24 protein-coding genes and 1 other annotated feature are annotated in these 23,895 nt (G+C 41.6%); all 24 genes read left to right on the forward strand.

Annotated elements, in window-relative coordinates:
* The first annotated feature begins 187 nt into the window (after window positions 1–187).
* The gene (gene spoIIGA / locus BN2425_RS05865) at window positions 188–1,126 is read left to right on the forward strand and encodes a sigma-E processing peptidase SpoIIGA (protein WP_042456191.1); all 939 of its coding nucleotides are present in this window, start codon (window positions 188–190) and stop codon (window positions 1,124–1,126) included.
* A 44-nt stretch (window positions 1,127–1,170) separates the two neighbouring features.
* A complete protein-coding gene (gene sigE, locus BN2425_RS05870) occupies window positions 1,171–1,890 on the forward strand; it encodes an RNA polymerase sporulation sigma factor SigE (RefSeq protein ID WP_042456192.1) in 720 nt (239 codons plus the stop codon).
* A gap of 158 nt (window positions 1,891–2,048) precedes the next feature.
* Entirely contained in the window at window positions 2,049–2,828 is a 780-nt protein-coding gene (sigG, locus tag BN2425_RS05875; protein ID WP_042456194.1) for an RNA polymerase sporulation sigma factor SigG, read from the forward strand.
* A 92-nt stretch (window positions 2,829–2,920) separates the two neighbouring features.
* A complete protein-coding gene (locus BN2425_RS05880) occupies window positions 2,921–3,184 on the forward strand; it encodes a YlmC/YmxH family sporulation protein (RefSeq protein ID WP_042456196.1) in 264 nt (87 codons plus the stop codon).
* 75 nt (window positions 3,185–3,259) lie between these two features.
* The gene (pgeF, locus tag BN2425_RS05885; RefSeq protein WP_042456198.1) at window positions 3,260–4,075 is read left to right on the forward strand and encodes a peptidoglycan editing factor PgeF; all 816 of its coding nucleotides are present in this window, start codon (window positions 3,260–3,262) and stop codon (window positions 4,073–4,075) included.
* An 8-nt stretch (window positions 4,076–4,083) separates the two neighbouring features.
* On the forward strand, window positions 4,084–4,761 hold the full coding sequence (locus BN2425_RS05890) for a YggS family pyridoxal phosphate-dependent enzyme (RefSeq protein ID WP_042456200.1): 678 nt from the start codon (window positions 4,084–4,086) through the stop codon (window positions 4,759–4,761).
* 11 nt (window positions 4,762–4,772) lie between these two features.
* On the forward strand, window positions 4,773–5,225 hold the full coding sequence (locus BN2425_RS05895) for a cell division protein SepF (protein ID WP_042456202.1): 453 nt from the start codon (window positions 4,773–4,775) through the stop codon (window positions 5,223–5,225).
* A gap of 6 nt (window positions 5,226–5,231) precedes the next feature.
* Window positions 5,232–5,495: a YggT family protein gene (locus BN2425_RS05900; protein ID WP_042456204.1), complete on the forward strand. Its 264-nt coding sequence runs from the start codon at window positions 5,232–5,234 to the stop codon at window positions 5,493–5,495.
* 29 nt (window positions 5,496–5,524) lie between these two features.
* A complete protein-coding gene (locus tag BN2425_RS05905; protein WP_042456206.1) occupies window positions 5,525–6,298 on the forward strand; it encodes a YlmH family RNA-binding protein in 774 nt (257 codons plus the stop codon).
* An 83-nt stretch (window positions 6,299–6,381) separates the two neighbouring features.
* The gene (locus BN2425_RS05910; RefSeq protein WP_042456208.1) at window positions 6,382–6,897 is read left to right on the forward strand and encodes a DivIVA domain-containing protein; all 516 of its coding nucleotides are present in this window, start codon (window positions 6,382–6,384) and stop codon (window positions 6,895–6,897) included.
* 50 nt (window positions 6,898–6,947) lie between these two features.
* Window positions 6,948–7,182 (forward strand) — a binding site (T-box leader).
* 74 nt (window positions 7,183–7,256) lie between these two features.
* Entirely contained in the window at window positions 7,257–10,028 is a 2,772-nt protein-coding gene (ileS, locus tag BN2425_RS05915) for an isoleucine--tRNA ligase (RefSeq protein WP_042456210.1), read from the forward strand.
* A gap of 158 nt (window positions 10,029–10,186) precedes the next feature.
* Window positions 10,187–10,480: a hypothetical protein gene (locus BN2425_RS05920; RefSeq protein ID WP_042456212.1), complete on the forward strand. Its 294-nt coding sequence runs from the start codon at window positions 10,187–10,189 to the stop codon at window positions 10,478–10,480.
* 79 nt (window positions 10,481–10,559) lie between these two features.
* A complete protein-coding gene (gene lspA, locus BN2425_RS05925; protein WP_042456214.1) occupies window positions 10,560–11,051 on the forward strand; it encodes a signal peptidase II in 492 nt (163 codons plus the stop codon).
* A complete protein-coding gene (locus tag BN2425_RS05930) occupies window positions 11,023–11,934 on the forward strand; it encodes an RluA family pseudouridine synthase (protein ID WP_042456216.1) in 912 nt (303 codons plus the stop codon). Before lspA ends, BN2425_RS05930 begins: the two co-directional genes overlap by 29 nt.
* 238 nt (window positions 11,935–12,172) lie before the next feature.
* Window positions 12,173–12,715 (forward strand): bifunctional pyr operon transcriptional regulator/uracil phosphoribosyltransferase PyrR, encoded by a 543-nt coding sequence (pyrR, locus tag BN2425_RS05935; protein ID WP_042456219.1) that lies wholly within the window; start codon window positions 12,173–12,175, stop codon window positions 12,713–12,715.
* Between the two features lie 159 nt (window positions 12,716–12,874).
* Window positions 12,875–14,185, forward strand: a complete 1,311-nt coding sequence (locus tag BN2425_RS05940; RefSeq protein WP_042456220.1) for a solute carrier family 23 protein — start codon at window positions 12,875–12,877, stop codon at window positions 14,183–14,185.
* Window positions 14,186–14,349: 164 nt separating this feature from the next.
* On the forward strand, window positions 14,350–15,291 hold the full coding sequence (locus BN2425_RS05945; RefSeq protein WP_042456558.1) for an aspartate carbamoyltransferase catalytic subunit: 942 nt from the start codon (window positions 14,350–14,352) through the stop codon (window positions 15,289–15,291).
* Window positions 15,251–16,537 (forward strand): dihydroorotase, encoded by a 1,287-nt coding sequence (locus tag BN2425_RS05950; RefSeq protein ID WP_042456222.1) that lies wholly within the window; start codon window positions 15,251–15,253, stop codon window positions 16,535–16,537. The genes BN2425_RS05945 and BN2425_RS05950 overlap by 41 nt, the downstream gene beginning before the upstream one ends.
* The gene (locus BN2425_RS05955; protein WP_042456224.1) at window positions 16,534–17,625 is read left to right on the forward strand and encodes a carbamoyl phosphate synthase small subunit; all 1,092 of its coding nucleotides are present in this window, start codon (window positions 16,534–16,536) and stop codon (window positions 17,623–17,625) included. The genes BN2425_RS05950 and BN2425_RS05955 overlap by 4 nt, the downstream gene beginning before the upstream one ends.
* Complete coding sequence (gene carB, locus BN2425_RS05960) at window positions 17,618–20,824, forward strand: carbamoyl-phosphate synthase large subunit (RefSeq protein WP_042456226.1); 3,207 nt, start codon at window positions 17,618–17,620, stop codon at window positions 20,822–20,824. The genes BN2425_RS05955 and carB overlap by 8 nt, the downstream gene beginning before the upstream one ends.
* A complete protein-coding gene (locus BN2425_RS05965) occupies window positions 20,821–21,594 on the forward strand; it encodes a dihydroorotate dehydrogenase electron transfer subunit (RefSeq protein ID WP_042456228.1) in 774 nt (257 codons plus the stop codon). Before carB ends, BN2425_RS05965 begins: the two co-directional genes overlap by 4 nt.
* On the forward strand, window positions 21,591–22,532 hold the full coding sequence (locus BN2425_RS05970) for a dihydroorotate dehydrogenase (protein WP_042456230.1): 942 nt from the start codon (window positions 21,591–21,593) through the stop codon (window positions 22,530–22,532). Before BN2425_RS05965 ends, BN2425_RS05970 begins: the two co-directional genes overlap by 4 nt.
* Window positions 22,504–23,217 carry an orotidine-5'-phosphate decarboxylase gene (gene pyrF / locus BN2425_RS05975; protein WP_042456232.1) on the forward strand — a complete coding sequence of 238 codons (714 nt, stop codon included), beginning with the start codon at window positions 22,504–22,506 and terminating at the stop codon, window positions 23,215–23,217. Before BN2425_RS05970 ends, pyrF begins: the two co-directional genes overlap by 29 nt.
* Complete coding sequence (pyrE, locus tag BN2425_RS05980) at window positions 23,214–23,864, forward strand: orotate phosphoribosyltransferase (protein ID WP_042456234.1); 651 nt, start codon at window positions 23,214–23,216, stop codon at window positions 23,862–23,864. Before pyrF ends, pyrE begins: the two co-directional genes overlap by 4 nt.
* Window positions 23,865–23,895 lie beyond the last annotated feature (31 nt).

A 23,895-nucleotide genomic window follows, 5' to 3' on the forward strand; every position in this document is an offset into this window, starting at 1 on the left:
CTTTTGTTATTATTAGCCTCAAAATCACCTTCCCAAGTTTTCTGTGACAAATTACGTTTAGAATAGGGAAAATTTCTGTTTTTTTGATTCCACAAAGTGACACACTTCAAGCCTTCAAGTAGGATATACTTTTCCATAAACAGAATACAAATGTTAAATCTCCTTCATAGGTAAAGGAGGAAGCTTTGTGACAGTTTATTTGGATGTGATATGGTCTCTTAATCTATTATTTGACAGCCTGCTCCTTTATTTAACAGCCATTATTCTAAAACGAAAGGTTCATTTTTGGAGGGTTTTGGGTGGTGGATTAATTGGATCCATCATTATTTTATTAAATTTTACCTCCTTACATTTGTACTCTAGCCACCCCATTTCCAAACTGTTATTTTCAGTCATCATGGTGTTAATGGTTTTTGGTTATAAGCGACTTTCTTTTTTTATTAAGGCGCTAATGACCTTTTACGTTGCCACCTTTTTAATTGGCGGGGCATTAATCGGTGTCCATTTCTTTATTCAATATGATTCAAGGTTGACAGCGGAAGTTCTGCGGTCTAGTGTGGAAGGTTTTGGTGACCCGATTAGTTGGGGGTTTGTACTTATTGGATTCCCAATAGCCTGGCACTTCTCGAAGAAAAATATAGAAGCCATAGAGATGACGAAAATACGCTATGACCAAATTGTATCAGTCAGCCTAATGATGGATGGCCAAACATTTCATTATAAAGGATTAGTTGATAGCGGAAATCAATTATATGACCCCGTTTCAAAGATGCCGGTAATGTTTGTTTCTGTAAAAAAGCAATGGGAGGATGTTCCGGAACCAATTAAGATTTTAGCTGAGAACCCTGACCCTCTAGAAATGAAAGAGAGCACGTTGCCTGAAGAATGGCAAAACAGGCTGAGAATCGTTCCATGCCGGGTGGTAGGACAAGAACATCAACTTATTTTCACTATAAAACCTGACCATATCTTGATTGAGCAAAATGGAACTCAATATTTGTGGGAAAAAGGATTGGTGTCCTTTACCATGCAAGAACTGTCAGCGGAGGATGCCTTTCAGTGCATTGTCCATCCCAAAATGCTAACAGGTCAACAGCACCAAGGAGATAACGAGAAAGTAAGTTAATAATACTATACTCAGAAAAACATAAATTAGAAGGAGGAAAACATATGAAAAATTGGAGACTTCGCTTATCCTACTACTGGAATAAATTATTAATAAAATTAGGTTTTAAAACAGATGAAGTCTTTTATATTGGTGGAAGCGAAGCCCTGCCGCCTCCTTTGAGTAAGGACGAGGAGGAAATGCTGTTAAAAAAACTACCTGGAGGCGATAAAGCAGCACGTTCTATATTAATTGAACGTAATCTCCGATTAGTCGTGTATATAGCCCGAAAATTTGAAAATACAGGTATTAATATTGAGGACTTGATTAGTATTGGAACCATTGGTTTAATCAAAGCGGTAAATACCTTTAATCCTGAGAAGAAAATTAAACTGGCTACATATGCATCAAGATGTATTGAAAATGAAATTCTTATGTACTTAAGGAGAAATAATAAAATTAGGTCCGAGGTGTCGTTTGATGAACCGTTAAATATCGATTGGGACGGAAATGAATTGTTATTATCGGATGTGTTGGGAACAGATGATGATATTATTACCAAAGACCTGGAAGCAAATGTCGATCGCAAATTGCTAACTAAAGCTTTGCACCAGCTTTCAGATCGAGAGAAGCAAATCATGGAGCTTCGATTTGGTCTGACCAACGGAGAAGAAAAAACACAAAAAGATGTAGCTGATATGCTAGGGATTTCCCAATCCTATATTTCTCGTTTAGAAAAACGAATCATTAAACGGTTAAGAAAAGAGTTCAATAAAATGGTTTAGGTGGAAAAAATTTACCGTAATAAAACCCTTATGACTCCGAAGGTTTAACTGGTTTTTCGAACGTATGCACCTGTCTTAAGCACATGACAGGTGCATATTTTTCCTCCTCAAGGAGATACTGTTTTTTGTACAGCAGCTCTCTCGAGGAGGGAAAAGATTTGACTCGAAATAAAGTAGAAATTTGCGGTGTAGACACTTCAAAACTTCCTGTATTAAAAAACGAAGAAATGAGAATACTCTTCAAACAAATGCAAGAAGGCGATTTATCTGCCAGAGAAAAACTCGTAAACGGAAACTTACGTCTTGTTTTAAGTGTAATCCAGCGGTTTAATAACCGTGGCGAGTTTGTTGATGACCTGTTTCAGGTTGGCTGTATTGGACTCATGAAATCAATTGATAATTTTGATTTGGGACAAAATGTAAAGTTTTCAACCTATGCTGTGCCAATGATTATTGGTGAAATCAGGCGTTATTTGCGCGATAATAACCCGATTCGGGTATCGCGCTCCTTAAGAGATATTGCCTATAAGGCACTTCAGGTGAGGGAGCGCTTAATGAGTGAAACCTCTCGTGAACCGACTGCAGAGGAAATTGCCAAGGTATTGGAAGTTCCTCATGAGGAAATAGTGTTCGCACTTGATGCAATACAAGATCCAGTGTCACTGTTTGAACCGATCTATAATGATGGCGGCGACCCCATATATGTGATGGACCAATTAAGTGACGAGAAAAATAAAGATATCAACTGGATTGAAGAAATTGCTTTAAAAGAAGGAATGCGCCGATTAAATGAGCGGGAAAAATTAATTTTACGAAAGCGCTTCTTTCAAGGAAAGACTCAAATGGAAGTTGCAGAGGAAATTGGAATTTCCCAGGCACAAGTCTCTCGTTTAGAGAAAGCCGCTATCCGGCAAATGAATAAAAATATCCAGAGTTAAGCTGTCCGGCAGGGCAGCTTATTTTTATATTTAATAAAACAGCCAATATCATCATATATTTTGATATAGTACGGAAATTGGGAGTGGTGAAAATGGTCAGGATTTCCGAATTTCAGATAAAGGATGTCGTAAATGTATCAGATGGCAAAAGGTTAGGGAATATTGGGGATATTGAAATTAACGTTTCGACTGGGAAGATTGAAGCAGTTGTGATTTCTGGAAACGGCAGGGTTCTTGGATTCTTTGGAAAGGATGAGGATGTTGTGATCCCATGGAAAAATATCATTAAAATTGGGCAAGATGTCATTTTGGTGCGACATCGGCCAAATGATGACCCTGTAGCAGACGAAGCTTGACCCTGAAAACTGTATTTTGTTGTGACCATTCTTCGTTTTCATGGTAAACTATAGAAAAACATAAGAGGTAGTATTATGGAGCCTTTTGCTTTACACAATCCATCCTATTTATCAATTGAAAACTGGTTAGACCAATATCCTGATTTGGTAGTCGGAATGACAACCAAACATGGCGGTTCGAGTAAGGGGTACTTTGAATCCTTTAATATGGGCTTTCACGTGGGAGATTCTATTGATGATGTGCTCAAAAATAGACTTACCTTGTCAGCTAAGCTTAAATTTCCTTTAAACTGCTGGGTAGGCGCCGAGCAAACCCATGATATAAAAATAAAAAAAGTAACAAGGCAGGACCGTGGATTAGGTGCCGATTCATATCAGGATGCTTTTAGAGATACAGATGGTTTTTATACCAATGAGGCTGGCATCCTGTTGACTCTCTGCTTCGCCGACTGTGTCCCATTGTATTTTATCGCGCCAAAGTTCAACATGGTTGGCTTGGCGCATGCAGGTTGGAAAGGAACCGTCCATGAAATTGGAAAACATATGGTTCAAGCATGGGGAACTGAAGGAATAGGTCCTGAAGAAATTCATGCCGTCATTGGACCTTGCATTTGCGAAGAATGTTATATTGTGGATAATCGTGTCGTTAACTTAGTGGAAAATATACTAGAAGATGTCGATGATAAACCCTATAATTTAATTAGTGATGGGCAATACTCATTAAATTTACGTCAATTAAATAGGCAGATTCTCCTGAAGGCTGGAGTTCTTGAAGAGAATATTTTAACGACAGGATATTGTACCAGCTGTGATAACCTATTTTTTTCCCATCGAAAAGATTTAGGTAAGACTGGGAGAATGTTAAGCTTTATTGGCAGGAAGGAGATTTAGATTTATCTATGAATGTAGCAGCAAAGCTTGAACAAATTAGACAGCAGATAAATGAAGCATGCCGTAAAGCAGAACGGAACCCTGATGAGGTTACGATCATTGCAGTGACAAAGTATGTCAGTGTCCAGAGAGCAAAAGAGGCGTTAGAAGCAGGAATACAACATCTTGGAGAAAACCGGGATGAGGGATTACTAGAAAAATGGAACATCCTGCAGGACAAGCCGGTTTGGCATTATATTGGCACGCTCCAGTCACGGAAGGTAAAAAATATTATTGATAAAGTGGATTATATTCATTCTCTAGACCGATTGTCTCTAGCAGAAGAAATTAATAAACGAGCAAACGGCCCAATTAACTGTTTAGTACAAGTTAACGTCTCTCAGGAAGAATCCAAGCATGGTCTGCATCCCGAAGAGGTCGTAGACTTTGTTCGATCACTTCGCCCGTTTGAAAAAATCCGGGTTCAGGGGCTGATGACAATGGCTCCTTTAACAAATGATGAGCAAGTTATTCGTGATTGTTTCCGTAGATTAAGAGAACTTCGTGACCAAATCCAAGACTGTCATCTAGACTTTGCCCCTTGTACTGAACTTTCAATGGGAATGTCCAACGATTTTGTCATTGCTATCGAGGAAGGGGCAACCATGGTGAGAATAGGGACAGCACTTGTTGGTGAAGATGGTTAGGAGAGAAGAAAATGACGATAAAATCAAAAATTAAAACATTTTTCTTTTTAGAAGATGATTTTGATGAAACGATCGGTGACCAAGTGGAACAGGTTGAACCAATTAAACCGAGGAAGCAGCCCATTAAAGGACAGAATGTTGTCAGCATCCAAAGTGTGCAACAATCGGTAAAACAGGGAAAGTCATCGAAGGTAATTTTAGTCGAACCGCATTCTAATTCTGAGGCTCCAGAAATTGTCGAACACTTAAAAAACCGCCGTGCTGTTGTGGTGAATTTGCAGAGAATTGACAAGGAACAGGGCAGACAAATAGTTGACTTTTTAAGTGGTGCCGTCTTTGCACTTGGCGGGGACATCCAGAAAATTGGATTAAGTATTTTTTTATGTACCCCTGACAATGTTGAGGTATCGGGAAATATCTCAGATCTGATTCCGGAACCGGAGAATCCAAATACAAGGTGGTAATCATTCATGGCTTTTATATTTAGTCTGTTACAGCAGTTGATCTCCTTATACTCTTGGGCGTTAATTATTTATATATTAATGTCTTGGTTTCCCAATGCTAGGGAAACATCCATTGGACGATTTCTAGCCAATATTTGTGAACCTTATTTAGAGCCGTTTCGAAAAATCATACCGCCAATTGGAATGATCGATATCTCGCCAATTGTGGCGTTCCTAATCTTAAATTTTGCCAGAAGCGGGTTGCATAGCGTGTACCTATGGCTTGTATAAGAATTCGATTTTAGGTTGTGTGTAGAGAAATGAATATATATCAGCATTTTCGCCCTGAAGAACGCGAATATATCGACCAGGTACTACAATGGAAGAGCTATGTTGAAGGGCAATACAGCCCTAAACTTACCGATTTTCTTGACCCCAGAGAGCAGCATATCTTAAAAAAAATCATTGGTGAAAATGCTGATGTAAAATATAAATTCTTTGGAGGAAGAGAAGAAACAGAACGGAACAGGGCGCTGCTTTTCCCAGACTACTTTCAAGTGGAATCTGAAGACTTTCAGATTAGTTTATTTGAGATTGACTACCCCAAAAAATTTGTTACCATTGAGCACCGACAGGTTTTAGGCACACTAATGTCTCTTGGACTAAAGCGTAGTAAGTTTGGTGACATATTAATGGATGAAGGGCGCATCCAATTCTTTGCTGCAAAAGAGATCAGTGATTATGTTAAACTAAACGTCGATTCGATTGGCAGAGCAGGTGTCAAATTAGTTGAAGTACAAGTCGAAGAAGCTATTCAGTCTCAAGAAAAGTGGGAACAGCATGAGTTAACCGTATCATCCCTGCGACTAGATACCATTTTATCAGGCGCATCTCATCTTTCTAGGCAAAAATCACTGACTTTGATTCAGCAAGGACTTGTAAAAGTAAATTGGACTAAGCAAGAAAATCCTTCTTTTCAATGTGCTGAAGGAGATTTAATATCTGCCCGTGGTTATGGTCGAACCAAACTAATGGAAATTGAAGGAAAAACAAAAAAAGATAAGTGGAAAATAAACATTGGAGTCCAAAAATAATTTGTGATTTTTGGAGGATTTTATAAGAACTTGTCGAATAGTTGTAAATACATATAGTGTAGAGATTGCATGGAGGTGGCATTATGCCGTTAACGCCGTTGGATATTCACAACAAAGAATTTAATAAAGGGTTCAGGGGCTATGATGAAGATGAAGTAAACGAGTTTTTAGACCAAGTCATTAAGGACTATGAATTAGTGCTTCGTGAAAAGAAAGAGCTGGAAGAGCGACTGAATGAAATGCAGGAAAGGTTAGGCCATTTTACCAGTATCGAAGAAACACTAAATAAATCTATTGTCATTGCTCAAGAAGCCGGTGAGGAAGTCAAGCGCAATGCACAAAAGGAAGCAAAACTAATTATTAAAGAAGCTGAAAAAAACGCTGATCGAATTGTTAATGAATCTCTTTCTAAGGCCAGGAAAGTTGCAATGGAGATTGAGGATTTAAAGAAACAATCAAAAGTTTTCCGTACCCGGTTTAAGATGCTGATCGAAGCACAGCTGGATATGCTTAATACGGATGATTGGGATCACCTATTGGAGTATGAAGTGGATGCAACAGAGTTGCAACTTCATGAAGAAGAAGATTCCTTAGCTTGACGAATGAGGAATTTGTAGCATATAATTTGTTAACAAGTATTAATGAATAGTTTTTGACGATGACAGGGACAGTACGATCCTTTTAAGCTTTTAAGAAGCGATCCGGAGAGGGTGAAAGTCCGGAAAAGCTGTAGGATCAGAAAATCACCCTCGAGTTCTAAGGACGAACTTCTTTTAGGATAGTAGACTTTAGCGTCTTTTTCACGTTACGAAGCATGAGCGGATAGAACGGTGAGTTCTGTCTATCAGGGTGGTACCGCGGGAATAAACCTTCTCGTCCCTTTTGGGGATGGGAGGGTTTTTTTATTTGTCTTTTGGCTATTCTGTTTTTATGAATGTGTTACAGGAGGAAGAGAAAAATGGATTACAAAGATACGTTATTAATGCCGCAGACGGAATTTCCAATGCGTGGCAATCTTCCAAAACGTGAGCCTGAAATTCAGGCAAAATGGGAAGAAATGAATATTTATCAAAAGGTGCAGGAGCGGACAAAAGGCCGTCCGATGTTCGTCCTTCATGATGGTCCTCCATATGCCAATGGAGATATTCATATGGGCCATGCTTTAAATAAAATCTTAAAGGACTTCATCGTCCGTTATAAGTCAATGAGCGGCTTTCATGCCCCTTATGTGCCAGGATGGGATACTCACGGCCTACCAATTGAGCAGGCTTTGACTAATAAAGGGGTAAAACGCAAAGAAATGTCAATTGCGGAATTCCGTGAGCTTTGCACTAAATATGCGTATGAACAAATTAATAATCAAAGAACACAATTTAAGCGCTTGGGTGTTCGGGGTGATTGGGAGAATCCATATATTACCTTAAAACCAGAGTATGAAGCACAGCAAATAAAGGTTTTTGGTGAAATGGCGAAGAAGGGCTACATTTATAAAGGCAAAAAGCCGGTTTATTGGTCCCCATCCAGCGAATCAGCGTTGGCTGAAGCAGAAATTGAATACAAAGATAAGCGATCACCGTCCATTTATGTCGCTTTTAAAGTAAAAGACGGCAAGCAAGTCCTTGATACAGATACAGAAATTGTCATCTGGACAACAACTCCTTGGACTATTCCTGCAAATCTTGGCATTTCCGTTCATCCGGATTTGACATATGTTGTCGTTGCTGTTAACGGACATAAATATCTTCTTGCAGAAAGCCTGTTAGAAGCAGCTTCAAAGGAAATCGGCTGGGAAAATCCATCTGTCGTTCAGAAGGTGAAAGGAACGGATTTAGAGAATATTATCTGTTCACATCCATTATATGGTCGAGATTCTTTAGTCATGCTTGGCGAGCATGTGACAACGGATGCCGGTACCGGCTGTGTTCACACCGCACCTGGGCACGGGGAAGACGACTTCATCGTTGGTCAAAAATATGGTTTAGACGTCCTTTGTCCTGTAGATGATAAAGGCTATATGACAGAAGAGGCACCTGGATTTGAAGGTCAATTCTATGAAGACGCCAATAAATCAATTGGTCAGGCATTGGAAGAAGCAGGGGCTTTATTAAAGCTATCCTTTATTACACACTCTTATCCACACGATTGGAGAACAAAGAAACCGGTTATGTTCCGTGCTACAGCACAATGGTTTGCATCTATTAAAGATTTCCGCGAGCAATTGCTTGAAGCTGTAAAGGAAACGAAGTGGGTGCCAGCATGGGGTGAAACCCGGCTTCATAATATGGTTCGTGACCGCGGTGATTGGTGTATTTCCCGTCAGCGCGTTTGGGGTGTTCCTATTCCTGTTTTCTATGCTGAAGATGGCCAAGAAATTATAACTGACGAAACGATCAACCATATTTCTGAATTATTCCGCCAGCATGGATCAAACATTTGGTTTGAGCGGGAAGCAAAAGACCTGCTCCCTGAAGGATTTACCCATCCTGGAAGCCCGAACGGTATTTTTACAAAGGAGACAGATATCATGGATGTCTGGTTTGATTCCGGTTCTTCCCACCAAGCTGTCCTGTTGGAGCGCGAAGACTTAGTCCGGCCAGCAGACCTTTATCTGGAAGGCTCAGACCAATACCGCGGCTGGTTTAACTCTTCTTTATCGACCGCAGTTGCAGTTACCGGTAAAGCACCATATAAAGGGGTGTTGAGCCACGGGTTTGCTCTTGATGGCGAAGGAAGAAAAATGAGTAAGTCGATAGGGAATGTAGTGGTGCCAGCGAAAGTGATGAATCAATTAGGTGCAGATATTTTGCGTCTATGGGTTGCCTCTGTGGATTACCAGGCGGATGTACGTGTATCTGACGCCATCTTAAAGCAGGTTGCGGAAGTTTACCGCAAAATTCGTAATACATTCCGTTTCTTGCTCGGCAACTTGGCTGATTTCAATCCGAACCAAGATAAAGTAGCCTACGAAAATCTGCGTGAAGTAGATCAGTTTATCTTGGTTAAATTAAATAAATTAATTAAATATGTTCATAATGCGTATGAAAATTATGAGTTCTCGGGTATTTACCACGCAGTCAATAATTTCTGTACTCTTGATTTAAGTGCATTTTATTTAGATTTTGCAAAAGATGTTCTTTACATTGAAGCAAAATCTAATCCGGAGCGACGGGCTATTCAAACTGTTTTATATGAATCATTAGTTGCTTTGTCCAAATTAGTATCACCAATTCTTTCTCATACCGCTGATGAGGTATGGCAGTTCATTCCTGGTGTGGAGGAAGAAAGTGTTCAATTAACCGATATGCCTGAATATCAGGAACTTCCAGGTGCAAAAGAGATTGAAGCAAAATGGAATTCCTTCATGAAACTACGTGATGATGTATTAAAAGCACTTGAAGAAGCCAGAAATGAAAAGGTTATTGGAAAGTCGTTAACGGCTAAAGTAACACTTTATGTAAACGAGAAGACAAAACATCTGTTAGACTCTATTAAAGAAAATTTACAACAGCTGTTTATTGTTTCTGGTTTTGAAGTGGCGGGTTCTTACGAGGATGCCCCTGAAAATGCAGTGAAATTGGATACAGCAGCAATTGTTGTAACCAAGGCTGAAGGTGAAACCTGTGATCGCTGCTGGACAGTGACTCCTGAGGTTGGGCAGGACCCCGAACATCCGACACTTTGCCATCGTTGTGCCCATGTAGTAGAAGAGAACTACGCAAACTTAAATTAAATTAGTGAAGAAGTCCCGTAAAATCGGGACTTTTTCCATTTTGTTCACATATTTACCACCTCCGTTAATTGTTGTTGCAGTTGTCAAATGTTTTAGTGTGTCACTTTAAAGCTGGCGCCAAATAATAAAACAAATGACGAAACGGAGGTAACAACACTATGAATGCATTGCAGGAAAAGCTGTTATTGGAACTCCGTCAAACCAAATTTGAAATTCAGCAGTCATTAACAAATAAACACAGTAATGATTGGATGACACCTCTGCTCGAAGAAGAGCTTAAAGATGTTGAACTCGCTCTTCAAAAACTAACCGACGGTACATATGGTCAGTGTGAGCTATCTGGAGAATTACTTCCGGTGGATCTTATGAAAATGATCCCTACCATTAGGTCATCCAAAGATACTGAGGATATTATTAGCTATTTCAAAAAACCAATTTTATCCTCATTTTAATAAGTTACATTGTGATAATGCGATTAAGTATGCTAAAATTCAAAAGAATGAGTTTAGGCTATTCTTTGGGGGTATAATCATGCTTTATTACTTAATCGCAGTATTCATAATTTTATTAGACCAATTTACTAAATGGTTGATACTTTCCAAAATGTATTTAGGAGAGAGTATTCCTATCGTTGACAATGTTTTGTACATTACATCCCATCGTAACCGCGGTGCAGCCTGGGGAATCTTGCAAGGACAAATGTGGCTATTTTATCTGATTACGATCATTGTCATTGCAGCCATTGTTTTTTACATGCAGAAACATGCTAAGGGTAAAAGGCTATTAGGAGTTTCTCTTGCATTTATGCTTGGAGGAGCAATTGGCAATTTTATTGATCGAGTATTCCGGAAAGAAGTGGTGGACTTTATTCACTCTTATATTTTTGGTTATAACTTTCCTGTCTTCAATATTGCTGATTCCGCTCTGGTCATCGGAGTAGGTTTACTTATTATTCAAATGCTGTTGGAAGAGAAGTCGTCAAAGGAGAAATCGTATGGAGAAAATGGATCACACCATTCCTGAAGACCAGGTGGGAGACCGCATTGATAAAGTGGTTGCCAGTCTTAATGAGGAATGGTCAAGAACACAGGTCCAGGAATGGATAAAAGAAGGAAATGTCGTAGTAAATGGAAAGAAAGTCAAAACAAATTATAAGTGCAGCCTTAATGACCAACTAGAAATAAACATACCAGAACCAGAGGAATTAGATGTTGTACCTGAGGAAATGGATTTGGATATTTATTATGAAGATCGGGATGTACTGGTTGTTAATAAACCAAAGGGAATGGTGGTTCATCCCGCACCAGGCCATTTGACAGGGACATTAGTTAACGGCCTTATGGCCCACTGTAAAGATTTATCAGGTATAAACGGTGTCCTAAGGCCAGGAATCGTCCATCGGATTGATAAAGATACATCAGGACTCTTAATGGTTGCCAAAAATGATATGGCCCATGAAGGCCTAGTGAATCAATTAGTAAATAAAACTGTTACCAGGAAATACAAAGCATTAGTCCATGGAATCATCCCCCATGATTTCGGGACAATAGATGCTCCACTAGGGAGGGATCCAAAGGAACGGCAAAGTATGACGGTGGTGGATAATGGGAAACACGCTGTTACACATTTTCATGTCCTCGAACGTTTTAAGGATTTTACTTTTATTGAATGCCAATTGGAGACCGGTAGGACTCACCAAATTCGGGTTCATATGAAATACATCGGCTATCCACTTGCGGGTGATCCAAAGTATGGTCCGAAAAAGACGTTAGATATTGGTGGACAAGCGTTGCATGCTGGCATCCTTGGGTTTACACACCCGAGAACAAATGAGTATTTAGAATTTTCAGCACCGCTGCCGGAATATATGGAACAATTACTGGATTCATTGAGAAATAATCGTTGACAGGGGTTCAAAATTACAGTAAGATAACAATAGTTTAATAAGCCTTTAAATCAGTCCCGTGAGGCTGAGAAGGAACGGATAACAGGTGTTTATCATGCCTGTAATTTAAAATTACCTATTCCCTCTCACCCATATCGGATGAGAGGTTTTTTATTTTATCTGGTGTTAAAAGTATAAGTTGATTTAGTTGATTGGAACGGAAATCAACAATTTTATTATAAAGCAGGTGCTAAAATTTATGACTCAAAAAGCTGTTGTACTTGATGAGCAGGCAATTGGAAGAGCACTGACTAGAATTGCCCATCAAATCATTGAAAAAAATAAAGGGATCCAAGATTGTGTGCTCGTTGGCATCCGCACAAGGGGCATCTTTATAGCCAAGCGCCTTGCAACTAGGATTGAAGAAATTGAAGGAAATTCAATCGCGGTGGGCGAATTAGACATCACTTTATATCGGGATGATTTAACAATTAAGACGGATAACCAAGAACCGCTTGTGAAAGGTTCCGATATTCCTTTTAGTATTAATGACAAAAAAGTGATCCTTGTTGACGATGTTTTATATACTGGCAGAACGGTTAGAGCCGGGCTGGATGCTCTAATTGACCTTGGCCGGCCGGCAGCGATTCAGTTAGCTGTTTTAGTGGACCGTGGTCATCGAGAGCTTCCAATACGGGCAGACTATGTAGGAAAAAATATTCCAACATCTAGCATTGAAAGAATTGTCGTTGAGTTATCTGAAGTTGATCAGGCAGATCAAGTTAGTATTTTTGAAAATTAAATAATCGCCCTTTTAATTCAGTCCTGAGAGTCTGACAAAGGGGGAATTGCTATTAGGCATTCTCTAACCCTCTTTGTATCTCTATGGACAAAGAGGGTTATTTTTTTAAGGAAAGCAAATCCTAAATAGAGACTATAAAAAAAACTGGGGAGAATGAAGATGAATAACAAGAATATAATCTTAGATGTTAAAGATAGACCAAAAACGTCGCAGTGGTTGACATTAAGCCTGCAGCACCTGTTTGCGATGTTTGGCTCAACCATTCTCGTTCCGTATCTTGTCGGATTAAGTCCAGCAATCGCTCTAATATCGAGCGGACTAGGAACCTTAGCTTTCATATTGATTACCAAAATGCAAGTTCCGGCCTATCTAGGATCATCGTTTGCGTTTATTGCACCAGTTATTGCTGCGAAGGCTGCAGGCGGTCCAGGAGCAGCGATGGTCGGTACATTCTTAGCAGGTTTGGTATATGGCATAGTTGCTTTGGTCATCAGTAGAGCAGGACACAGATGGATTATGAATCTGCTTCCTCCGATTGTTGTTGGTCCTGTCATTATTGTCATTGGCCTAGCGCTTTCCGGTACAGCTGTAAGTATGGCGATGAATAATCCCGCCGGAAAATACAGCATGCTCCATTTCTCGGCAGCCTTGGTAACCTTGGCGGCAACCATTATCTTTACCATTTACGCCAAGAAAATGTTAAGCATTATCCCGATTTTAGCAGGTATTATCGTTGGATATGTATACTCCTTACTAATTGGGATAGTGGATTTTTCACCAGTATTAAAAGCACATTGGTTTGAAATGCCAGATTTTCTAATTCCTTTTGTCAGCTACAAAGTGAAGTTCTCGTGGGATTTAGTTGCCTTAATGGTGCCAGTTGCCGTAGTAACATTATCTGAACACATCGGCCATCAGCTTGTTCTAAGCAAGGTCGTTGGAAGAGATTATATTAAAGAACCAGGCTTACACAGATCGATACTTGGTGATGGTACTGCCACTCTAATCTCAGCCATAATCGGAGGGCCGCCAAAAACTACTTATGGAGAAAATATTGGAGTCTTGGCCATTACAAGAGTTTATAGTGTCTACGTCATTGCAGGAGCCGCAATATTTGCAATTATCTTTGGGTTTATTGGTAAAATGACTGCTCTAATTGGTACTATTCCGACACCTGTCATGGGTGGTGTGTCTATTCTGTTGTTTGGGATCATCGCTTCATCAGGCTTAAGGATGTTAGTGGATAGTAAGATAGACTTTGCGAATAATCGAAACCTTGTGATCTCCTCTGTTATTTTAGTTATTGGAATCGGAGGGGCAGTTGTAAAGCTTCCATTTAATATCGAAGTTCAGGGTATGGCTCTTGCAGCCATTATTGGGGTATTGTTAAATCTAATACTTCCAGGAAGACCAGTTGCGAGTGAAAATATGTTTGAAACGGAAGGTAACAATGATCAGAAAACTGCATAACCAGCAAAACCTTTTAAATGAAGTCCAGAGAGGCTTATAAGGGTGTTAGCTTAGAACGGGATGAAAATTCACTATTTTTTCTCCAGTTAAGCAGATGTTAAAGCACCCTGACAAAGCGTTAGGGTGCTTTTTTTAGCCAAATTAAGAAGGGTGGAATTCACATGTTGCATCATTTATTAACCACAAATGAATTAACTGTTGAGGAAATTTATCAAATATTGAATGATGCTGGACAATTTAAACGAGGTATGAAATGGTGTCCGGAAGAAAAGATATTTGCCGCAAACTTATTTTTTGAGGCAAGTACGAGAACGAAAAGCAGCTTTGAAATGGCCGAAAGGAAATTAGGCTTAGAGATCATCCCGTTTGAAGTGCAGACATCGAGTGTCAAAAAAGGGGAAACCCTCTACGATACGGTGAAAACATTGGAAGCCATAGGGGTAAAAGCGATAGTGATCCGTCATGATCAGGACCGCTACTTCGATGGGCTGACAGGAAAAGTGAATATCCCAATCATAAATGGCGGCGACGGCTGTGGACACCATCCAACCCAATCCCTTCTTGATTTAATGACGATTTACCAAGAATTTGGCCGCTTTGCCGGGCTGAAAATTGCGATTATCGGTGACATCCGGCATAGCCGGGTAGCTCGATCCAATGCTGACGTCCTGACAAGACTGGGTGCCGAAGTTATTTTCTCAGGACCTGAGCAATGGTTTGACACAAGGGGCTTTAATTTTTCGAAATATCGCCCCATTGACGAAGCGATTACGCAAGCGGATGTTGTGATGCTGCTCCGTGTTCAGCATGAACGGCATCAAAAGGGAGAAAGTTTTTCAGCAGGTGAATATCATCAGCAATTTGGTTTAACGACAGCAAGAGAAAAGAGGATGCAACCGCATAGCATTATTATGCATCCGGCCCCCGTTAACCGTAATGTTGAAATAGCTGACAGCCTGGTTGAATGCAGCCGTTCAAGAATCTTTAAACAGATGGAAAACGGCGTGTTTGTCAGGATGGCGGTCCTAAAACGCGCAATCGAAAGTTTAAAAGGAGGAAAACAATATGAAACTACTTATTCAGAACGCATGTTACATAGCATCTAATGGAGAAAAGAAACAAAACGATATTTTAATAGAAAACGGGATTATTACTAAAATACAAGAAAAAGTTTCTGAGAGTGCAGACAGGTCTATCAATGCTGAAGGGCTGTTGGTCTCTGCAGGATTTGTTGATCTTCACGTCCACCTTCGGGAGCCAGGGGGAGAGAAAAAGGAGACGATCGCGACTGGCACTAAGGCAGCAGCACGCGGCGGTTTTACTACCGTAGCAGCGATGCCAAATACAAGACCGGTACCAGATACAAAGGAACAAATGGAGAACCTGCAGAAACGGATTAAGGAAACTGCAAATGTCCGGGTCCTGCCGTATGCATCGATTACCACCAGGCAACTAGGGCAGGATTTGACAGATTTTGAGGCCTTAAAAGCAGCGGGAGCATTTGCATTTACCGATGACGGGGTTGGAGTTCAATCGGCCGCAAAAATGCTCGAGGCCATGAAAAAAGCAAAAGAAGTAAATATGGCGATTGTAGCGCACTGTGAGGAAAATACCTTAATCAATAAAGGCAGTGTACATGAAGGGGCATTCTCCAAGCTGCATGGCTTAAATGGAATTCCGTCCGTTTGTGAGTCGGTGCAAATTGCTAGGGACGTCCTGTTGGCTGAAGCTTCAGGCTGCCATTATCATGTCTGCCATATCAGCACAAAGGAATCTGTCCGGACGGTGCGTGACGCGAAACGGGCGGGTATTCATGTCACTGCGGAAGTAACACCACACCATTTATTATTAAGTCAAGATGACATTCCAGGACTTGACCCTAATTTTAAAATGAACCCTCCGCTACGCGATGACGCTGATAAGCAGGCGTTAATCGAGGGCCTTTTAGACGGAACGATTGATTTTATTGCGACGGATCATGCCCCGCATACGACCGAAGAGAAGAATGAAGGAATGCTCTTGGCACCATTTGGCATTGTTGGCCTAGAAACAGTCTTTTCATTGCTCTATACGAATTTTGTATTAAAAAACATCATTACATTAAAGCAGCTGATTGACTGGATGACAATAAAACCTGCTCGAAGCTTCGGACTTCCATATGGAAAATTAGAAGTGGGCTCTCCGGCTGATTTAGTACTACTAGATTTGGATGAAGAGCGAATGATTAACCCGGATGAATTTTTATCAAAAGGTAAAAACACACCATTTTCTGGCTGGAATTGTAAAGGCTGGCCTGTGTTAACAATCGCTGAAGGAAACATCGTTTGGGAAAAGGGAGCTGTTACGGTATGAAGAAACAATTAATTCTTGAAGACGGTACAATTTTTGTAGGCGAAGGTTTTGGCAGTGACACAGAAACAATTGGAGAAGTTGTATTCAATACTGGTATGACAGGTTACCAAGAAATTCTTTCTGACCCTTCGTATTGCGGCCAATTAGTAACCCTTACTTATCCTTTGGTCGGAAACTATGGAATTAACCGGGATGATTTTGAATCCATACATCCGGCCGTAAAAGGCTTTATCGTAAAAGAAGCGGCTGAGTTTCCTTCTAATTGGAGAAGTGAATTTACCTTAAATGAATACTTTGAAATGAAAAAGATACCAGGCATTGCTGGGATTGATACACGAAAATTAACAAGAATCATTCGTCAGTATGGCACTTTAAAAGGGGCCATCTGCAGTATCGAAGCCGATGCACAGGAAGTGATGAAAAAACTGCGTTCAACAAAACTTCCTATCGATCAAGTGCGGCAAGTATCAACCAAAAATGCGTACCCAAGTCCGGGACGAGGAAAAAGAGTAGTCCTTGTGGATTTTGGCATGAAACATGGAATATTGCGTGAACTAAATGAACGGGGCTGCGATGTTGTGGTGGTTCCTTACTATACAACAGCCGAAGAAATCCTAAACTTAAGTCCGGACGGAATCATGCTTTCCAATGGACCAGGGGACCCCAAGGATGTTCCAGAAGCAGTCGATATGCTGAGAGGAGTTCTGGGAAAAGTTCCGTTGTTTGGAATTTGCTTGGGGCATCAATTATTTGCGCTTGCATGCGGTGCCGATACAGTCAAAATGAAGTTCGGACATCGCGGCTCCAATCACCCTGTAAGGGATTTAGAAACTGGAAAAGTGGCGATTACTTCACAAAACCATGGATATACAGTTGAGATGGAGTCCGTAAAAAATACTAGATTAGCGGTTACACATATTGCGGTCAATGATGAATCAATAGAAGGCTTAAAGCATTTGGATTTCCCTGCCTTTACGGTTCAATACCATCCGGAGGCTTCACCAGGACCGGAAGATGCCAATGGCTTATTTGATCAATTTCTCGCATTAATTGAATCACAAAAACAGGAGGTTACATCCCATGCCTAAACGTAAAGATATTCACTCCATTTTAGTAATCGGATCAGGACCCATCATTATCGGCCAAGCAGCGGAATTTGATTATGCCGGAGCCCAGGCATGTATTGCGCTGAGAGAAGAAGGCTACCGTGTGATTCTTGTAAACTCTAACCCTGCCACCATTATGACCGATACAGAGATGGCGGATGTCGTCTATATTGAACCATTGACAGTCGATTTTGTCAGCCGAATCATTCGCAAAGAACGGCCGGATGCTCTGTTGGCCACTCTAGGAGGCCAAACCGGGCTCAATTTGGCTGTGGAATTGTCAAAATCGGGAGTCCTAGACGAGTGTAGCGTTGAGATTCTAGGTACCAAGTTGTCAGCCATCAATCAGGCTGAGGACCGTGAATTATTTCGCGAGCTAATGAACGAGCTAGAACAGCCGGTCCCTGAAAGTGAAATCGTTCATCAGTTAGACGAAGCGATTGCTTTTGCTGACAAAATTGGCTTTCCAGTAATTGTCCGTCCTGCCTTCACATTAGGCGGCACTGGCGGCGGTATTTGCAACAATCGAGAAGAACTTGAGGAAATTGTCACAAGCGGATTGAAAAACAGCCCGGTTCATCAATGCCTGCTCGAAAAGAGCATTGCAGGTTTTAAAGAAATTGAATACGAAGTCATGCGTGACAGTGCAGATAATGCGATTGTCGTTTGTAATATGGAAAATATTGATCCTGTCGGCATACATACAGGGGATTCCATTGTCGTCGCACCAAGCCAAACTCTTGCAGATAGAGAATATCAGCTGCTTCGTAATGTTTCATTGAAGATTATTCGCGCGCTCGGTATTGAGGGTGGCTGTAATGTGCAGCTCGCACTGGACCCAAACAGTTATAACTACTATGTGATTGAGGTAAATCCAAGGGTAAGCAGGTCTTCTGCCCTCGCATCAAAGGCAACCGGTTATCCAATTGCCAAGCTTGCAGCTAAAATTGCCGTGGGTTTAACGTTAGATGAAATGCTGAACCCGGTAACGGGGAAAACCTATGCCAGCTTCGAACCGGCACTTGATTACATCGTAACGAAAATTCCAAGATGGCCGTTTGATAAGTTTGAATCAGGAAACAGAAGATTAGGAACACAAATGAAGGCCACCGGCGAGGTTATGGCCATTGGCAGGACATTTGAAGAATCCTTATTAAAAGCAATTCGCTCGCTTGAATCTGGTGTATATCATTTTGAATTAAACGGGGCGGCTGAAATTAATGATTCCATTATCGAAAAGCGCATCCGCAAAGCAGGAGATGAGCGGTTGTTTTACATAGCTGAGGCCCTAAAGCGTGGAGTAACGATTGAAACGATCCATGACTGGAGCGAAATTGATTTATTTTTCCTAAAGAAGTTTGAAAGAATCATTGAGCTTGAAACAAAGTTAACCGCAAATCCGTTTCATGGGGACCTGCTTAAAGAGGCAAAGCAAAAGGGATTTTCGGACAAGAAGATTGCCGGGCTGTGGGAAGCAAACGAAAAAGATATCTACGAATTCTGTAAGAATCTGAATATTATTCCAGTGTATAAAATGGTAGATACCTGTGCAGCCGAGTTTGAGTCGGAAACTCCATATTTCTACGGTACCTATGAAGAAGAAAATGAGTCTTTGGTGACAAAAAAGCAAAGTGTGATTGTTCTCGGTTCCGGCCCGATCCGGATTGGTCAAGGGATTGAATTTGATTATGCAACAGTCCATTCTGTTAAAGCCATTAAAGAAGCAGGCTATGAAGCAATAATAATCAATAACAATCCTGAAACGGTTTCAACCGACTTTAGTATCTCTGACAAGCTTTATTTTGAACCGCTGACCATAGAAGATGTGATGCACATCGTCGATTTAGAGAAACCAATGGGCGTTGTCGTTCAGTTTGGCGGCCAAACCGCTATTAATCTAGCGGCAAAGCTCTCTGAAAATGGAGTGCAAATTCTAGGTACCAGCTTGGAAGCATTAGATCGTGCGGAAGACCGTGATAAGTTTGAACAGGCACTGGAAGAACTCGATATACCACAGCCGCTTGGAAAAACAGCATTATCGGTGGAAGAAGCAGTCGTTATTGCAGAGCAAATTGGCTACCCTGTTTTAGTCCGGCCATCCTATGTACTTGGCGGTCGGGCAATGGAAATTGTCTACAACCAAGAAGAACTGCTCCATTATATGAAAAATGCAGTAAAAATCAATCCTGAGCATCCAGTGTTAATTGACCGTTATATCACTGGGAAAGAAATTGAAGTGGATGCGATTTGTGATGGGAAACAAGTAATCATTCCAGGTATCATGGAGCATATTGAGCGGGCAGGGGTCCACTCGGGTGATTCCATTGCCGTATACCCGCCACAGACGTTATCGGAAGAGATAAAACAAACTTTGGTGAACTATACGGAAAAATTAGCCTTAGGACTTGGAATTGTCGGGCTGTTGAATATTCAATATGTGGTAGCGGACAACTCAGTATATGTTATTGAGGTAAACCCAAGATCAAGCAGGACGGTCCCATTCTTAAGCAAAATTACCAATGTCCCAATGGCTAAAATTGCGACCAAGGCAATTTTAGGGTTCTCTTTAGCCGACCAAGGGTACGATCCAGGTTTGGTTCCCGAGAAGAAAGGGGTTTTTGTCAAGGTTCCTGTCTTCTCATTCGCAAAGTTAAAAGATGTGGATATCACTCTTGGACCGGAGATGAAGTCGACCGGGGAAGTAATGGGCAAGGATTCCACTCTAGAAAAAGCTTTATATAAAGGCTTAGTAGCATCAGGGATTTCCATTCAGAAGTTCGGGACAGTCTTGTTCACAGTCTCCGATAAGGATAAACAAGAAGCCCTAAAGCTTGCCGCAAGGTTTGCCGCAAACGGCTACAGACTGATGGCCACCAGCGGAACCGCAGCCTTGTTTACTCAAGCAGGACTTCCTGTTAAGGTAGTGGAGAAAATTGGCGCAGACGGCCAAACCGTGCTGGATGTCATTCATCAGGGTGAAGCCCAGTTTATCATCAATACCCTGACCAAAGGCAAACAGCCAGAGAGAGATGGATTCCGAATCCGCCGTGAGGCAGTCGAGAACGGAGTTCCATGTTTAACATCTCTTGATACAGCCGAGGCCATCCTAAAGGTAATTGAGTCGATGAATTTCTCTACGGAAGCCATGAATACTCCTGACCGGGAGGCTGTGTTTGCATGATGAAAAAGGAAATTTGTAAAATTCTTAGCCGAACCGAAATCGCAGCCGATATTTATGAACTGATTGTTCAAGCGGAATTAGTCCGCGAAATCACCGCTCCAGGTCAATTTGTTCACATTCGGGTCTCAAATCATTGGGACCCGCTTTTACGGAGACCAATCAGTATTTCTTCCTATAACCCCATTTCCAAGCAAATGACGCTTATTTATCGGAAAGATGGAAAAGGCACGCAGATGCTATCCGAAATGAGGGCAGGAATGGAGCTAGATATCCTTGGGCCGCTGGGAAATGGGTTCCCGGTTGATGAAGTCTCTGCCGGGGAAACGGCAGTCCTTGTTGGTGGAGGAATTGGAGTTCCACCGCTATATGAATTGTCCAAACAGCTGACGGCAAAAGGGGTAAAGGTCATTCATGTTTTAGGTTTTCAAACGGTCGCCGCTGTATTTTATGAACAACAGTTTGAAAAGTATGGAAAAACATTCATTGCCACAGTTGACGGAACATATGGAACAAAAGGATTTGTAACAGATGTGTTAAAAAATATCCAATTTGATTGTCTATATGCATGCGGACCGGTACCGATGCTCAGAGCACTGCAGCAAGGCTACCCTGATCAAAAGGTGTTTTTATCCCTTGAAGAGCGGATGGGCTGCGGCATCGGGGCCTGTTTTGCCTGTGTATGCAAAGAGAAGGATGACCCATCAGGGACCTCGTATAAAAAAGTATGTACGGATGGTCCAGTCTTCCGGGCCGGGGAGGTTTTAATATGAGCAGATTGAATATTGAATTGCCGGGGCTGAAACTGAAAAATCCGGTTATGCCGGCATCAGGCTGCTTTGGCTTTGGTAAGGAATACAGTCAATTTTATGACTTAAGTGAACTGGGTGCCATCATGATTAAAGCGGCAACGGCAGAACCTCGTTTCGGGAACCCGACACCGCGGGTGGCAGAAACCTCATCAGGTATGTTAAATGCGATTGGTTTACAAAATCCGGGTATGAAGAAAATCATTGAACAAGAGCTTCCGTGGTTGTCACAATATGATGTGCCGATCATTGCCAATGTTGCCGGTTCTACTGAAGAGGATTATGTGAAAGTTGCAAAGGAAATATCAATTGCTCCCAATGTTCACGCTCTTGAGTTAAACATATCTTGCCCAAACGTTAAAACTGGAGGCATTGCCTTTGGCACTATACCAGAGGTGGCAAAGGAACTAACCCGTAAAGTAAAGCAAGTTTCAGAGGTTCCTGTTTACGTAAAACTATCGCCAAACGTGACTAATATTGTGGAAATGGCCAAGGCAGTTGAGGCTGGCGGAGCAGATGGAATCACCATGATCAATACACTCGTAGGGATGAGGCTGGATTTAAGAACAGGGAAGCCGATTCTAGCCAATCGGACAGGCGGTTTATCTGGTCCAGCGGTTAAACCAGTAGCGATTCGCATGATTTATGAAGTGAGCCAGGCTGTATCGCTCCCGATTATCGGCATGGGCGGCATCCAATCTGCTGAGGATGTTATTGAATTCTTTTATGCCGGAGCCAGCGCAGTTGCTGTTGGGACAGCAAATTTTGTCGATCCATTTATCTGTCCGACAATTATAAATGACCTGCCAGAGCTTCTGGAGCAATTGGGGTATGAACACATCAGTGAATGTACGGGAAGGAGCTGGAAAAAACATGAATCACCCGCTTATCATCGCGCTTGATTTCCCCGGAAGGGCGGAAGTAGAAAAATTTTTGCAGCCTTTTAGAGGAACACAGCTGTTTGTAAAAGTTGGAATGGAGTTATTTTACCAAGAGGGCCCGTCGATTGTTTCCTTATTAAAGGACCAAGGACACCATATTTTCTTAGATTTGAAGCTACATGATATTCCTAATACCGTTTATGGAGCAATGAAGGGGTTGGCCCGACTGAACGTTGATATGGTCAATGTTCATGCAGCTGGCGGACGGGAGATGATGGAGAGCGCCATCGAAGGTCTGGAGGCTGGAACTGCAACAGGTAAGCGCCCTGCCTGTATTGCTGTCACACAGTTAACAAGTACATCAGAAACGCAAATGCAAAAAGAACAGTTGATTCCGGCAACATTAATGGAATCGGTGCTGCATTATGCTTCGCTAACAAAGGCAGCAGGCTTAGATGGTGTGGTTTGTTCTGCACATGAAGCTGCTGCGATTGGTAAACAGATCGGACCGGACTTTATGACAGTATGCCCAGGGATTCGCTTGCAATCCGACCAGACAGGAGATCAGAAGCGTACAGCAACACCGGAGTTTGCACGAGAGGCAGGAGTAGGTGCTATTGTAGTAGGAAGGTCTATTACGAAGGCAGTCGACCCCTTACAAAATTATCAAAATTGGATTCAAGCATGGGGAGGAGTAACACAATGAAAAAATTGATTGCGGAAAAGTTATTATCCATTGAGGCTGTAGCATTAAAACCTAATGATCCATTTACTTGGACTTCTGGACTCCGGTCCCCGATTTATTGTGATAATCGTCTTACGTTATCGTATCCAACTATCAGAAGAGAAATTGCTCAAGGCCTTAGTGAACTAATACGTGAAAACTTCCCTGAGGCGGAAGTGATTGCCGGCACGGCAACGGCCGGAATCCCTCATGCTGCATGGGTGAGTGAAGTCCTCGACTTATCAATGTGTTATGTTCGTTCTAAGGCGAAAGGACATGGCAAAGGAAATCAAATTGAAGGCAAGGTGGTAAAGGGACAAAAGGCCGTTGTAGTGGAAGACTTAATTTCCACAGGCGGCAGTGTGATTACGGCCGTTCAGGCACTAAGGGAAGCCGGCTGTGAAGTACTGGGGGTTGTATCCATTTTTACCTACGGGCTGCAAAAAGGAAAACAAGCCTTTGAAGAAGCGGGGATTATTAGCAAATCCCTAACTGATTTTCCAGCATTAGTAGAAATTGCAATTGAAAAGGACTATATAAGTGAAGCTGACAAAAAAAGCCTGCTCGAGTGGAGCCGTAATCCTGCTGAATGGAGCAAGCTTATCGAGCGGCGAAGTGTAACAATATAATTGCAGTAAAAAAGCCCCGGAATTTCCGGGG

The organism is Neobacillus dielmonensis (assembly GCF_000612665.1).
Taxonomy (GTDB): Bacteria; Bacillota; Bacilli; order Bacillales; family Cytobacillaceae; genus Neobacillus; species Neobacillus dielmonensis.

What these genes read in the sequence shown, in the direction of transcription:
- sigE (WP_042456192.1), top strand. Translation starts at nt 1,171, where the DNA reads ATGAAAAATTGGAGACTTCGCTTATCCTACTACTGGAATAAATTATTA.
- BN2425_RS05880 (WP_042456196.1), top strand. Translation starts at nt 2,921, where the DNA reads ATGGTCAGGATTTCCGAATTTCAGATAAAGGATGTCGTAAATGTATCA.
- pgeF (WP_042456198.1), top strand. Translation starts at nt 3,260, where the DNA reads ATGGAGCCTTTTGCTTTACACAATCCATCCTATTTATCAATTGAAAAC.
- BN2425_RS05890 (WP_042456200.1), top strand. Translation starts at nt 4,084, where the DNA reads ATGAATGTAGCAGCAAAGCTTGAACAAATTAGACAGCAGATAAATGAA.
- BN2425_RS05895 (WP_042456202.1), top strand. Translation starts at nt 4,773, where the DNA reads ATGACGATAAAATCAAAAATTAAAACATTTTTCTTTTTAGAAGATGAT.
- BN2425_RS05900 (WP_042456204.1), top strand. Translation starts at nt 5,232, where the DNA reads ATGGCTTTTATATTTAGTCTGTTACAGCAGTTGATCTCCTTATACTCT.
- BN2425_RS05905 (WP_042456206.1), top strand. Translation starts at nt 5,525, where the DNA reads ATGAATATATATCAGCATTTTCGCCCTGAAGAACGCGAATATATCGAC.
- BN2425_RS05910 (WP_042456208.1), top strand. Translation starts at nt 6,382, where the DNA reads ATGCCGTTAACGCCGTTGGATATTCACAACAAAGAATTTAATAAAGGG.
- ileS (WP_042456210.1), top strand. Translation starts at nt 7,257, where the DNA reads ATGGATTACAAAGATACGTTATTAATGCCGCAGACGGAATTTCCAATG.
- BN2425_RS05920 (WP_042456212.1), top strand. Translation starts at nt 10,187, where the DNA reads ATGAATGCATTGCAGGAAAAGCTGTTATTGGAACTCCGTCAAACCAAA.
- lspA (WP_042456214.1), top strand. Translation starts at nt 10,560, where the DNA reads ATGCTTTATTACTTAATCGCAGTATTCATAATTTTATTAGACCAATTT.
- BN2425_RS05930 (WP_042456216.1), top strand. Translation starts at nt 11,023, where the DNA reads ATGGAGAAAATGGATCACACCATTCCTGAAGACCAGGTGGGAGACCGC.
- pyrR (WP_042456219.1), top strand. Translation starts at nt 12,173, where the DNA reads ATGACTCAAAAAGCTGTTGTACTTGATGAGCAGGCAATTGGAAGAGCA.
- BN2425_RS05940 (WP_042456220.1), top strand. Translation starts at nt 12,875, where the DNA reads ATGAATAACAAGAATATAATCTTAGATGTTAAAGATAGACCAAAAACG.
- BN2425_RS05950 (WP_042456222.1), top strand. Translation starts at nt 15,251, where the DNA reads ATGAAACTACTTATTCAGAACGCATGTTACATAGCATCTAATGGAGAA.
- BN2425_RS05955 (WP_042456224.1), top strand. Translation starts at nt 16,534, where the DNA reads ATGAAGAAACAATTAATTCTTGAAGACGGTACAATTTTTGTAGGCGAA.
- carB (WP_042456226.1), top strand. Translation starts at nt 17,618, where the DNA reads ATGCCTAAACGTAAAGATATTCACTCCATTTTAGTAATCGGATCAGGA.
- BN2425_RS05965 (WP_042456228.1), top strand. Translation starts at nt 20,821, where the DNA reads ATGATGAAAAAGGAAATTTGTAAAATTCTTAGCCGAACCGAAATCGCA.
- BN2425_RS05970 (WP_042456230.1), top strand. Translation starts at nt 21,591, where the DNA reads ATGAGCAGATTGAATATTGAATTGCCGGGGCTGAAACTGAAAAATCCG.
- pyrF (WP_042456232.1), top strand. Translation starts at nt 22,504, where the DNA reads ATGAATCACCCGCTTATCATCGCGCTTGATTTCCCCGGAAGGGCGGAA.
- pyrE (WP_042456234.1), top strand. Translation starts at nt 23,214, where the DNA reads ATGAAAAAATTGATTGCGGAAAAGTTATTATCCATTGAGGCTGTAGCA.